Raw genomic sequence first — 12558 nt, 5'->3', positions numbered from 1 at the left:
GCGCGAAGTCTCACTCTCGTCCGCGGGCCACCGCCAGGTCGGTGAGCAGGGCGCGTCCCGCGGCGACCGCCGGCCAGGTGTCCTGCTGGGCCAGGACGGCGATCGCGCAGGTCGGGAACTTCTCCCGGGTGCGTTCGAGGGCGTCGCTCAGCGCCTCCTGGGCGAGCAGCAGAACCAGGTCCTGGACCGCGGGGTTGTGGCCGACCAGCAGCAGTGTGCCCACATCGGGCGGGGTTTCGCGTACGACGGCGAGCAGGTCGGCCGGGTCCGCGCCGTAGAGGCGGGGTTCATGGCGGACGGTGGGTCGGTCCGGGAGTTGCTCGGCGGCGAGCTCCCAGGTCTGCCGGGCGCGTTCGGCGGTCGAGCAGACGACCAGGTCCGGGATGCAGTCGGCGGCCCGCAGCCAGCGTCCGGCGGCCGGCGCGTCGCGCAGTCCGCGCTCGGCGAGCGGTCGGTCGTGGTCCGCCACGTCCGGCGGCCAGGCGGACTTCGCATGCCTCAGGACGACCAGTCGGCGCAGTGCTTCCACGAGGGCCTCCCTCCATCGTCACCCAGCGGGGATCTCACTCCCCCAGCTTCACACCCAGGGGCGGGCGCACGCACCCACCGCGCCGGGCCGGGCGTCGGTGGGGGAAGTCGTGGTGCGGGTCCGGCGCGGCGCGGCTGCCACCTGTACGCCTTTCCTAAAGTGGGGCAAACCCGCCGTAACCGCTTATGCGCCCGCGGCTCATCGCTCATCCGCATCAGATCGAGGGCACCATGGAGATGCACACCGGAGCCGCCCCGGCCGCACCCAGGAATCCGGGCCTCAAGCGCGACATCGGACTGATCGGCCTGATCTGGGCGTCGGAGGGCTCCATCATCGGGTCCGGCTGGCTGTTCGGGGCGTTGTACGCCGCGCAGGCGGCCGGCACGGCGGCCCTCGTCTCCTGGGCGATCGGCGCCGTCGCCATCATCATCCTGGCCTTCGTCCACGCCGAGCTGGGCGCCATGTACCCGGTCGCGGGCGGCACCGCGCGCTTCCCGCACTACGCGTTCGGCAGCGCCGCCGGTGCGTCCTTCGGCTGGTTCTCCTGGCTACAGGCGGTGACCGTGGCGCCGATCGAGGTCATGGCGTCGCTGAACTACCTCAGCGTGCACGCGCCCTGGGTGCAGTCCGGCGAGAACCAGCTGACCGCCGCCGGGTACGGCCTGGCCGTCGCCTTCATGGCGTTCTTCGTCGTCGTCAACTTCTTCGGCATCAAGTGGCTCGCGCACACCAACAGCGCGGCGACGTGGTGGAAGGTGTTCGTCCCCGTCCTCACCATCATCGTGCTCGCCGCGACCGCCTTCCACGGCGACAACTTCGGCTACCAGGGCTTCTCCCCGTTCGGCGCACAGGGTGTGCTCTCCGCGATCAGCACCAGCGGCATCATCTTCGCCCTGCTGGGTTTCGAGCAGGCCGACCAACTGGCGGGCGAGAGCCGCAACCCGGCACGGGACATCCCCCGCGCGGTGATCGGCTCGATCTTCATCGGCGCCCTGATCTACGTGGCACTACAGGTGGTCTTCATCGGCGCCCTGCCGCACAGCGCCTTCATCCACGGCTGGGCCAACCTGTCGTTCGCCGGCAAGGCGGGACCGTTCGCCGGCCTGGCCACCGCCGTCGGGCTCGGCTGGCTGGCCACGCTGCTGTACGTCGACGCGGTGGTCTCGCCGTCCGGCACCGGCCTGATCTACGTGACGGCGACCTCCCGGGTCTCCTACGGCCTGTCGCGCAACGGCTACGTACCGGCGATCTTCGAGCGCACCACCAAGCGCGGTGTGCCGTGGTTCGGCATGCTCTTCGCGTTCGTCGTCGGATTGATCGTCTTCCTGCCGTTCCCGACCTGGCAGAAGCTGGTGGGGTTCGTCACGTCGGCGAGCGTGCTGATGTACGCGGGCGGCCCGCTCGCCTTCGGCTGCCTGCGCAAACAGGATCCGCACCGACCGCGGCCGTACCGCCTGCCCGGCGGGACGTTCTGGTCGCCGGTGGCGTTCATCGTGTCGAACCTGATCATCTACTGGGCCGGCTGGGACACCCTGTGGCGGCTCGGCGTGGCGATCGTGCTCGGCTATCTGCTGCTGGGCGGCTCGGCGCTGCTCAAGCTCAACCCGAAAGCGCCGCACGCGGACTGGAAGTCCGCGCAGTGGCTGCCGGTGTACCTGCTGGGGCTGGGCGTGATCTCCTGGCAGGGCGGTTTCTGTAGCACCGGGCCGGCGTCCAAGGCGTCCTGCGGGGCGACGGACGCGCTTCCGCTGTGGTGGGACATGGTGATCATCGCCGTGTTCAGCCTGGCGATCTACTACTGGGCGCAGTGGGTCCGGCTGCCGGACGGGGCAACCCAGGAGTACATCGGCTCGGTCGAGGTGGTGCCGGGGCACTGACGGGGGGACGACCTCCCGGCCGCTCAGGTGGAGAGCCGTTGCGGCGCTGCCGCGCGCGTCCGTGCGGCAGCGCGTACCGCGGGTTCCGGATCCGGTCCGATCTCCTGGTCCAGCGCCGTCACCGCGCTCTGGAGCACCTCGGGCCCGACCACGTCGACGAGCAACAGGCCCAGCGCGTACGACTTCTGAGTAACCGTCATTTCACCGGCCGCCAGCGCCTCGACGGCCACCCCGAGGTCCTGCTGTTCCTGCTCGGGCAGGTTCTGTAGCAGCGCCGGGCAGAAGGCCGGCAGGGCATGGACGGCGGACGGCGCCGGCCGGTCGGCGTCCGGCAGCGGGCTCCGGCGGATCAGGGCCGGCGCGTGCTCCGCGTGCCGGTGCGGGCGGCCGTCCAGTCCACGATCTGCACCGCCGCCCCGGCGGCCTCCCGCCCCTGGCAGCGCGCATGGTGCCGGCGCGCGATGCCGTCCAGGTCGAGGTGGTCACCGAAGGCGGGCAGGGCCGCCAGTCGGCGCGCATACGCCCACACCCGCCGGTGTTCGGCGATGCGGTGCACCGCTGCCGCGTCCAGGTGCCAGCGGTGCACCGTGTCGAGCTGTACCAGGGTCACCCACAACTGGACGTCGGCGGCGGTGAGTTCATCGCCGAAGAGGTGGTCGCGGCCGGTCAGCCGCCGCTCCAGCGAGCCCAGCGCGCCGAGCAGGGTGCCCAGCGCGGCCTCGTGGGCCGAGCCGTCGATACCGAGCCGGCCGGCGCACTGCGCGGCCTCGTTGATGTCCTGCTCGCAGAGCTGCCCGAGCGCCTCGATGTCCTCCGCCGCCCGCGGTGGGTGGAGCACGGGGCCGTTCACACCGAACCGTTCGGCCAGGTCCCGCAGGATGTCGGAGGGGTGGGCGCTGACGATCCGGCCCGTCCAGCCGTCGCTGAGCACCGGCGCCGCGGCCGGCCCGGGGTGCTGGTGCGAGCTGGCCTCGTACAACGGTCGCAGTACCGCGTAGCCGCCTCCGGGACCGTCGGGGACGGCGGGCAGCAGGGTGACCGGGAGGATGTCACCGAGGTCCAGCAGGCTGTGGGTGACGGCGATCCGCAGACAGTCCGGACAGGACAGCGAGAGGTGCAGGCGATAGCGGTGCGGCACGGCGTAGTGGCCACTGCGCGCGTCGCAGCCGATCCTGCCCCGCAGGGACGGAAGGGTGGTCTGTGACGTGGCGGACATGCGACTCCCTGGGTTCCGGGGCCGGCTCATGGCCGCCCTCGCAGGTACGGGGGCGGATGGACCGGCGAATGTGCGGGCAGACGTGCGGGAAATGGCAAGCAGGGGACGGCGTCGGCCCGGGCCCGGGGTGGAGGGGACGCGACGGGGAGACGACGCGGTACGGGAACGCGGTGCGACGGAGGGCGCTACCGCCTCAGCGAAGGGGACTTGCCGCGCTGCACACACGCAGGAGGTCGATGTGCCGGCGCGAGGTGAGCGGGGGGAGCGGCGGCACCGCGCACACCGCGCGGTTGGCGGCCGATCCTGCACGCCCCATGTTTTCCCACCCGTCCGCTAGGGTTCCCGCGTCGAGTGTCGAGCCGCCGTCGAGCCGCGTCAAGGGGGGGGTGCGAGGGGGCGGTTCGCGCCCCCACGGGCGAGGAGCGGACGGCGGGCGGGGCCCGCGGACGCAGGCCGGCCCGCTCCTGCGGAATAATGCCGCCATGCGGATTTCGGCCAGAGCGGACTATGCGGTGCGTGCCGCGCTGCAACTCGCCGGCGTCCGGGACGCGGGCCCGCTCAAGGCGGAGGCGATCGCCGAAGCCCAGGACATTCCGCACAAGTTCCTCGAAGGCATCCTGAACGATATGCGCCGGGGCGGACTGGTCCTCAGCCAGCGCGGCGGCAACGGCGGCTACCGGCTGGCCAAGCCCCCGGAGGCGATCAGCATCGCGGACGTCATCCGCGTCGTGGACGGGCCACTGGTGTCGGTACGCGGCGTGCGCCCACCGGAGTTGTCGTACACCGGACCCGCCGAGTCGCTGCTGCCCCTGTGGGTGGCGCTGCGGGCCAATGTCCGCCAGATCCTCGACGGCGTGTCACTGGCCGACGTCGCCTCGGCCGAGCTGCCCGCCCGGGTGTCCGCGCTGGCCGAGGACCCGGCCTCCTGGACGAACCCGTAGCGAACGACCCTGAGCGGGTGTCCGAATCACAAGACCTGGCTGTCCACTCCTTGAACACCTCTTGCTGTCAACGGATTCCGGACGCATTCTTTCCCTACTAATCCAGTGGGAAAACTAGGGAAACTGGATCCGAGAGGGGACGGTGTCCGGCGCCATGCCGAAGACTTCCGCAGTGCGCCCCACCACCGATCCGACCAACTCCCCCTCGGGGGACGGCATATGGCCGCGCATCACCCGTGAGGTCGCGGACGACCTCGCGGTCGACGCGATCACCCGCGACCGGGCGGGCAAACCTCCGCACGACGAACTCTGCCGGCTGCGCGAGGCCGGGCTGCCGGCCCTGTTGCTGCCGCCGGCCCCGCCGCGGCGGGGCGCCGACTGGCGGACCGCCTGTGCGGTCATCCGGGAGATCTCGGCGGCCGACGGCTCCATCGGCGAACTGCTCGGCCGCCACTACGTCCTGTCGTGGAGCGCCCGGCTCTTCGGCACCCCCGAGATGGCCGACGTGCTCGAACTCCAGGCGGCCGAGGAGCAGTGGCTCTGGGGCGGGAGCACCGACGTTCCGGGGACCGAGCCGGAGACCGGGAGCGGCCCCGAGCTCACCCTCACCCCGACACCCGACGGGTACGCCCTGAACGGGCACCGGAGCTTCGCCGCGGGCGTCACCGTCGCCGACCGGCTGGTGCTCGGCGCGGTGTGCACCGGCACCGGCGAGTCCCTGATCGTCCTCGTGGACCCGGCCCACCCCGGCGTCACGGCCGTCCCGGCGCACGACCGCCTCGGCCAACGGCTCACCGGAGCCGGCACCCTCGGTTTCGAGGGCGTCCCGGTGCGCCCCGGCCAGGTGCTCGGTGCCGTCCCGCACGATGAGCACGACGTCTCCCCGTTCGCCACGCTCGCACCGCTGGCGCTCCGGCTCGCACTCGTCCACGTCGGCCTGGGGATCGCCGAAGGAGCGCTGGCCGAGGCCCGGGACGTCGGCCGCACCGCGCCGCGCTCCTGGCTGCCGACGGAGGGCACGGAGGGCGGCGGGTACGCGGGGCAGCCCGGCGGCGATCCGTACCTCCTGCTCGCCTACGGGGAACTGGTGGCCGCCGCGCACACGGCGGCGGCGGTCGTCGAACCGGCGACGGAGGCACTGGCCAGGGGGCTGCTGAGGGGGCGGGCGCTCGACGTCGAGGAGCGCGCCGACATCGCCGTCCTGGTCGCCGCGGCGGAGGCCGTCACGAGCAGGTCCGCCCTGCACATCACCACCCGCATCCTGGAACTGACCGAGGGCACCGACTCCCCCGCCGGTGGTCCCGGCTTCGACAGGTTCTGGCGCAATGCCCGCGTCCTGACGGCGCAGTGCTCGCCCACCCACCGGCTCCGGGACATCGGCGACCACTATCTGAACGGGACGCATCCTCCGTTGACGCTGCACATCTGACGCGCCCCGCGCCCCGCCGACGGGTCTCCCGCGCCGCGCCCGCGCGCCCGTCGGCGCCGCGCCGGCCGGCCCCGCGTCCCGGGCTGCGGCGCCCCTGCGCGGCCCGCAGGATGGCGGTATGGACCGGGGTGGACACGGCGGTGACGGCGGCGGGCTGCACAAGGTGCCGTTGAGCAATCCCGAGCGCCGGCGCGAGGTGTTCGACGTCGTACTGGGACTGCTGGCCGAGGTCGGGTACGAGCGGTTCACCATGGACCTGGTCGCGCAGCGCGCCAGGGCGAGCAAGGCGACCCTGTACCAGCGGTGGCCGTCGAAGGCGGAGCTGGTGGTGGCCGCGCTACAGGAGCACCAGCCGGTGGTCACCGGCCCGGACACCGGTTCGCTGGTCGGCGATCTGCGTCAGGTGCTGCTGTCGTGGCTGGCGGGCTGGGACGCGCGGGACCGGGGGCTGATGCTGGCGCTGCTGGAGGGCAGCCGGCGCGACGAGGAGCTCGCCCGGCTGCGCAGGGATCGGCTCGGCAGCCCGATCCGACGGGCGGCGGAGGCGGCTCTGGCCAGGGCCCGCCGGCGCGGGGAGATCGCGCCGCGGATCGATGAGGAGCTGGCGCTGGAGCTGCCGTTCGCGCTGCTGTTGATGCATGTGCTGGTGCTGGACGAGGAGCCGAGCCGTGCCCTGGTCGACCGGATCGTGGACGGGCTGCTGACGCCCCTGCTGAGCACATCAGGAGAGAGGCCCGAATAGTACAGTTTCGTACTACTCTGGGAGCAGGGGTTGCGATTCTCGCCGCAGGTTGGAGGGAGCGTTCCCATGTGCGCCACCCAGCTCGCCCCGGCACCGCTGCCGACGCGCCGCGACTGCCCGTTCGATCCGCCGGAGGCGTACCGGCGGCTGCGGGAACGGGATCCGGTCAGCCGGCTGGCCTTCCCGGACGGCAAGACCGGCTGGCTGCTCACCCGCCATCAGGACGTCCGCGCGCTGCTCGCGGACGACCGGTTCAGCGCGGACCGTGCCCGGGCCTCGCTGCCCGTGCGGAGCGTCGCGATCCGCCCCGTGGAGGCCGAAGAGCGCGCCGGCGTGCTCCTCACCATGGACCCTCCGGAGCACACCCGTTACCGGCGGATCCTCACCCGCTACTTCACCGTGCGGCGCATGCGGGCGCTGGCCCCGAGGATCGAGCAGATCGTCACCGGCCACCTGGACGCGATGGCACGCAACGGCCCTCCGGTGGACCTCGTCCCCGCCTTCGCCCTGCCGGTCCCGTCACTCGTGATCTGCGAACTGCTCGGCGTCCCGTACGCGGACCGGACCACGTTCCAGCGCTGGACCTCGACGCTGCTCGGACTGCACACGACCGAGGCCGAGGCGCTCGCGGCCCGCGTCGCACTGCGCACCTATGTGCACGACCTCGTCGTCGACAAACGCACCCACCCCGATGACGCCCTGCTCAGCCACCTGATCGCCAGGGGGAACGAAGCCCCCGAGGACGCGATGGACGACGACGAACTGGCGGGGATCGGGCGTCTGCTGCTGGTCGCCGGGCACGAGACCACCGCGAACATGCTGGCGCTCGGCACCTACACCCTGCTGACGCACCCCGAGCAGCTCGACGCCCTGCGCGCCCACCCCGAGGGCGTCCAACACGCCGTCGAGGAGCTGCTGCGCTACCTCACCATCGTGCAGTTCGGCACCGTCCGGGTCGCGAAGCAGGACGTCGAGATCGCCGGGCGGCGGATCCGCGCGGGCGAGACCGTGGTCGCCTCGCTGGCCGCCGCCAACCGGGACGCCGAGCAGTTCGACCGGCCCGACGCCCTCGACCTGGCCCGCGAACCCTCGCAGCACGTGGCGTTCGGGCACGGCGTCCACCAGTGCCTGGGCCAGCAGCTGGCGCGGGTGGAGATGGAGATCGCCATCCCCGCACTCCTCCGCCGCTTCCCGGCGCTGCGGCTGGCCGTCCCGGCGGACCGCGTCCCGCTCCGCGACGACATGGTGATCTACGGCGTGCACGCCCTTCCACTGACCTGGGGGTGAGCCACCGTGCGCATCCACATCGACCACTCCCGCTGCCGCGGGGCCGGACAGTGCGCGCTCAGCGCTCCGGGGATCTTCGACCAGTCGGAGGAGGACGGCACGGTCGTGGTCCTGAACGACGAGCCGCCGCCCGAGCTGCACGGCGCGGCCCGCCGCGCCGCGGCCCTGTGCCCGAATGCGGTCATCCGGATCGTGGAGGACGACGCACCGCACTGAGCCGTGCCGAGCGCGCGCCGCTCCCGCCGATGCCGCCGCCCCGCCTCAGCAGGGCCACAGCGTGAAGCCGCCCTCCTGGTCGGCGGCGATGCCCGGGCGGAAGCCGACGCCGATCCGCTCCAGGAGCCGCTGCACCCAGCGGAGGTCCTCGTCCGAGGGGCGCTCCAGCCGCATCCGCCGGGCCTGTAGGGGGGTGATCCGCAGGTCGTGCAGCCGGCCGGTGTCCGGCTCCACCGAGACGAGGAAGAGCAGCCGCAGGTCGTCCCGGTACTCCTCGTAGCCGGTGATGCCCTCGTAGTCGTCGATGAAGTCGCCGCAGCCGTGGACGAGGAGCTTGCCCTGGTAGACCTCCAGGGCGCGCGGGTGGTGGGCGGAGTGCCCGTGGACGATGTCCACGTCGCCGTCGAGGAGTGCGTGCGCGAAGTCCAGCTCGGCGCGGGAGGCGCCGTAGCCCCAGTTGGGGCCCCAGTGGATCGAGGCCACCGCGAGGTCTCCCGGGCGCTTGGCCCGCCGTACGCGGTCGGCGAGCTCGGCCGCCGCGGCCCGGGTCGGCCCGTCCACGAAGGCGACCCCGCTGCGGTCCTCGGCCGCCGCCCAGGAGTGCGGAATCCCGCTGGACGGCATCCCGCACGCGAACACCAACACCCGCCCCCCGTCGAACGGCACGACGGCCGGGCACCCCGCGGCCTCGGCGTCCCGGCCGGCCCCTGCCGTGCGCAGCCCGGCGCCCGCCAACGCGTCGAGCGTCTCGGCCAGTCCGCTGCGGTCGAAGTCCAGGACGTGGTTGTTGGCCAGTACGCAGACGTCGGGGCGGGCGGCGGTCAGGCACGGGAGGTTCGCCGGGTTCATCCGGTAGTGGACGGCCTTGCCGGGGGCGAAGGCGCCACTGCGGGTGACGCTGGTCTCCAGATTGATCACCCGGGCGGCGGGGGCGACCCGGTCGAGCACCCCCAGCGCCGCTCCCCACGGCCAGGCGAAGTCGACCGGACGGGGAACGGGGCCGTTGACCACCTCCGCGAGGTCGACGTAGACGCGGGCGTCGCGGACGTACCCCTCGCGCAGCTCGGGGTCGCCCGGGTGCGGAAGGATCTGGTCGACACCGCGGCCGAGCATGACGTCACCGCAGAGGAACACGGTGATCGGGTCACCGCCCATTCCTCCAGGCTAGGTCGGGATTTGGGGAGGAGCCCGGTCGGGGTTCCGGTACGCGGACGGGGTACGGCACGAAGGTGCTGCTGTGCTCGTCCACGGCGAGCGGGCGGCCCAGCGGCGGTACCGCGCGCTGGGGGCAGTCCAGGCGTTCGCAGATGCGGCAGCCCATGCCGATGGGTGTGGCGGCCGAGGCGTTGTCGAGGTCGAGGCCGTCGGAGTAGACGAGTCGGGAGGCGTGCCGGGTCTCGCAGCCGAGGCCGATGGCGAAGCTCTTGCCCGGTTCGCCCCAGCCGCCGCGGTGCCGGGTGACGGTGCGGGCGGTCCACAAGTAGCGCTGCCCGTCCGGCATCGCGGCGATCTGGACCTGGATGCGGCCGGGCGCGGCGAACGCCTCGTAGACGTTCCACAGCGGGCAGGTGCCGCCCGCCCGGGAGAAGTGGAAGCCGGTCGCGGACTGCCGTTTTGACATGTTGCCGGCGCGGTCGACCCGGACGAAGGAGAACGGCACTCCGCGCAGACGGGGGCGCTGGAGGGTGCTCAGGCGGTGGCAGACCGTCTCGTAGCCGAGGCCGAAGCGGTCGGTGAGGCGCTCCAGGTCGTAGCGCATCTCCTCGGCCGCGGCGTGGAAGGCGCGGTAGGGGAGGATCAGCGCGGCGGCGGTGTAGTTGGCGATGCCGATCCGGGCGAGCAACCAGGTGGTGGAGCCCTCCTCGTAGTCCTCGGAGGCGAGCGCGGAGAGCGCGTCCGCGAACTCCAGCAGGGCCAGCTGGGTGGCCATGCGGAAGGCCTGCTGGCCCGGTCGCAGGCGGTGGGAGAGGTGCAGCACCCGGGCGGTCGGGTCGTAGTGGTGCAGACGGCGGCCGGAGTCGGCGGCCAGGCGGACGCCGTGCTTCTCGGCGAGCCGGGTGGCGAGGGTGCGCAGCACCTCGCCGGGGCGGATGCCGAGGTCGTCGGCGAGCGTTTCGGCCGCGAGGTCCAGGTCGTGCAGGTAGTTCCGGCGCCGGTAGAAGAACTCCCGGATCTCCTCGTGCGGCGGGCGGGGCGCGGCCGCGTTGCCGTGGTCCCGGCCGTCCGTCGCCTCGGCCAGCCGCTCGGCGAGGGTCTGGTTGCGGCGGCCGAGGTCGAGCAGGACGCCGGCGACCGCCGGCAGCCGGGAGGCCAGTTCCGAGAGGTCGGCGGGCGACACCCGGGCGGCGGTGACCTCGTCCGCGAGCGCCTCGCGCAGGTCGGCCAGGAGCCGGCTGGTGTCGCGCTCCGAGAAGAAGCCCGGGTCGACGCCGAACGTCTCGGTGAGCCGCAGCAGCACCGGTACGGTCAGCGGCCGCGCGTCGTGTTCCATCTGGTTGAGGTAGCTGGGCGAGATCGCGAGCATGCGTGCCAGTGCGGCCTGGCTCAGCCCTCGTTCCTCGCGCAGCCGGCGCAGCCGCGTCCCTGCGTAGGTCTTGCCCACAACACCGTCCCTTCGTTCCGGCGGGAGCTTAGGCAGTACCGGGCACAGGCGGGTATGCACCTTCGCAAAGTTGGCAAGAAGGCATCGGAAGATGCGCGGAAGTTGGCAGACGTCCATGGTTGTTGGCACCCAGTGCCAATGTCAGAGTCGTGGTGCGGCCCGCCGGACCCCGGCGGCCGGAGCGGAAATCCGGGGCGGATACGCGCCCTGACGTCGTAGACCCTGGATTTCCGAGCCGGCCACCCGGGCGCATTGCTCACCTCTCCACACACCGGGAGGGGTTCGGCGGGCATCGCAACGGACGGTGCGGCACTCAGTGCCGTGCTTCGCACAGTTCGCAGGCGCACGGTCCGCGGGCACACGATCCACGGCGATTTCAGGCGACCCCGGGAGACGGTCATGGTTCAGGCAGCAACGACGACGGCCGAACAGCTGGCACGGCGGTGGGCAACGGACCCCCGCTGGGCCGGAGTCGAGCGGACGTACCGGGCCGAGGACGTGGTGCGGCTGTCCGGCAGCGTCCGCGAGGAGCACACGCTGGCCCGGCGCGGCGCCGAGCGGCTGTGGCGGCAGCTGCACGAGCAGGACTACATCCACGCGCTGGGCGCGCTCACCGGTGGGCAGGCGGTGCAGCAGGTGAAGGCCGGGCTCCAGGCCGTCTACCTCTCCGGCTGGCAGGTCGCCGCCGACGCCAACCAGGCCGGCCACACCTACCCCGATCAGAGTCTGTACCCCGCCAACTCCGTTCCCCAGGTGGTGCGCCGGATCAACAACGCGCTGCTGCGCGCCGACCAGATCGCCACCGCGGAAGACGCCGGCGACACCACGGACTGGCTCGTGCCGATCGTCGCCGACGCCGAGGCCGGCTTCGGCGGTCCGCTCAACGCCTTCGAACTGACCAAGGCGATGATCGCGGCCGGTGCGGCGGGCATCCACTACGAGGACCAGCTCGCCTCCGAGAAGAAATGCGGCCACCTCGGCGGCAAGGTCCTGGTGCCGACCGCGCAGCACGTGCGCACCCTCAACGCGGCCCGCCTCGCCGCCGACATCGCCGATGTGCCGACCGTCATCGTCGCCCGCACCGACGCCCTGGCGGCCAACCTGCTGACCAGCGACGTCGACGAGCGCGACGCCGAGTTCGTCACCGGCGAGCGCACCGCGGAGGGCTTCTACCACGTCCGCAACGGCATGGCGCCGGTCATCGCCCGAGGCCTGGCCTACGCCCCGTACGCGGATCTCCTGTGGGTCGAGACCGGCACCCCGGACCTGGCGCAGGCCCGCGAGTTCGCGGAGGCGATCCACGCCCGGTACCCGGACCAACTGCTGGCCTACAACTGCTCGCCGTCCTTCAACTGGAAGGCCGCACTCGACGACGACCAGATCGCCAAGTTCCAGCGGGAGCTGGGCGCGATGGGCTACCGCTTCCAGTTCATCACCCTGGCCGGATTCCACTCCCTCAACCACGGGATGTTCGACCTGGCCCGAGGCTATGCCGAGCACGGCATGACCGCGTATGTCGACCTCCAGGAACGGGAGTTCGCCGCCCAGCGCCACGGCTTCACCGCCGTCAGGCACCAGCGCGAGGTCGGCACCGGCTACTTCGACCAGGTCTCCACCGCACTCAATCCGGCCTCCTCGACCACCGCGCTCGCCGGATCCACCGAGGAGGAGCAGTTCCACTAGGAGCGGGTTCCGCGGGGAGCGATTCCACCAGGGGCG

General features: G+C 72.5%; 12 protein-coding genes. 7 read left to right on the top strand and 5 right to left on the bottom strand.

The annotated features are described in order from the left end of the window. Positions 1-10: 10 nt before the first annotated feature. Positions 11-529: a histidine phosphatase family protein gene (locus AB0C96_RS08690; protein WP_362915089.1), complete on the bottom strand. Its 519-nt coding sequence runs from the start codon at positions 527-529 to the stop codon at positions 11-13. Positions 530-759: 230 nt separating this feature from the next. On the opposite strand from AB0C96_RS08690, the gene AB0C96_RS08685 reads away from it, so the two are divergent. Beyond that, a complete protein-coding gene (locus AB0C96_RS08685; protein ID WP_362915087.1) occupies positions 760-2406 on the top strand; it encodes an APC family permease in 1647 nt (548 codons plus the stop codon). A 23-nt stretch (positions 2407-2429) separates the two neighbouring features. On the opposite strand, the gene AB0C96_RS08680 is transcribed toward AB0C96_RS08685, so the two are convergent. Both AB0C96_RS08680 and AB0C96_RS08675 read right to left on the bottom strand, forming a co-directional pair. Continuing rightward, positions 2430-2636, bottom strand: coding sequence for a hypothetical protein (locus AB0C96_RS08680; protein WP_362915085.1), 207 nt, complete (start codon positions 2634-2636; stop codon positions 2430-2432). 119 nt (positions 2637-2755) lie between these two features. After that, positions 2756-3622, bottom strand: coding sequence for a glutathione S-transferase C-terminal domain-containing protein (locus AB0C96_RS08675; protein ID WP_362915083.1), 867 nt, complete (start codon positions 3620-3622; stop codon positions 2756-2758). A gap of 482 nt (positions 3623-4104) precedes the next feature. On the opposite strand from AB0C96_RS08675, the gene AB0C96_RS08670 reads away from it, so the two are divergent. From AB0C96_RS08670 to AB0C96_RS08650, 5 genes are all read left to right on the top strand, one after another. Continuing rightward, positions 4105-4563 carry an Rrf2 family transcriptional regulator gene (locus AB0C96_RS08670; RefSeq protein WP_362915082.1) on the top strand — a complete coding sequence of 153 codons (459 nt, stop codon included), beginning with the start codon at positions 4105-4107 and terminating at the stop codon, positions 4561-4563. 154 nt (positions 4564-4717) lie between these two features. Next, a complete protein-coding gene (locus tag AB0C96_RS08665; protein WP_362915080.1) occupies positions 4718-5992 on the top strand; it encodes an acyl-CoA dehydrogenase in 1275 nt (424 codons plus the stop codon). A gap of 118 nt (positions 5993-6110) precedes the next feature. Next, positions 6111-6734 (top strand): TetR/AcrR family transcriptional regulator, encoded by a 624-nt coding sequence (locus AB0C96_RS08660; protein WP_362915078.1) that lies wholly within the window; start codon positions 6111-6113, stop codon positions 6732-6734. A 66-nt stretch (positions 6735-6800) separates the two neighbouring features. Then, a complete protein-coding gene (locus tag AB0C96_RS08655; RefSeq protein ID WP_362915076.1) occupies positions 6801-8021 on the top strand; it encodes a cytochrome P450 in 1221 nt (406 codons plus the stop codon). Between the two features lie 6 nt (positions 8022-8027). Continuing rightward, entirely contained in the window at positions 8028-8237 is a 210-nt protein-coding gene (locus tag AB0C96_RS08650) for a ferredoxin (protein ID WP_362915074.1), read from the top strand. A gap of 45 nt (positions 8238-8282) precedes the next feature. Here AB0C96_RS08650 and AB0C96_RS08645 read toward each other — a convergent pair whose 3' ends face one another. Then, on the bottom strand, positions 8283-9392 hold the full coding sequence (locus tag AB0C96_RS08645; protein WP_362915073.1) for a CapA family protein: 1110 nt from the start codon (positions 9390-9392) through the stop codon (positions 8283-8285). After that, on the bottom strand, positions 9382-10839 hold the full coding sequence (locus AB0C96_RS08640) for a short-chain fatty acyl-CoA regulator family protein (RefSeq protein ID WP_362915071.1): 1458 nt from the start codon (positions 10837-10839) through the stop codon (positions 9382-9384). Before AB0C96_RS08640 ends, AB0C96_RS08645 begins: the two co-directional genes overlap by 11 nt. Before the next feature lie 399 nt (positions 10840-11238). On the opposite strand from AB0C96_RS08640, the gene aceA reads away from it, so the two are divergent. Further along, on the top strand, positions 11239-12522 hold the full coding sequence (gene aceA, locus AB0C96_RS08635) for an isocitrate lyase (RefSeq protein ID WP_362915069.1): 1284 nt from the start codon (positions 11239-11241) through the stop codon (positions 12520-12522). Positions 12523-12558: the final 36 nt, after the last annotated feature.

This window comes from Streptomyces sp. NPDC048506, assembly GCF_040651315.1.
Lineage (GTDB): Bacteria > Actinomycetota > Actinomycetes > Streptomycetales > Streptomycetaceae > Streptomyces.
Note: the sequence above shows the minus strand (reverse complement) of the source record. Positions and strands in the feature narration are given on the sequence as shown.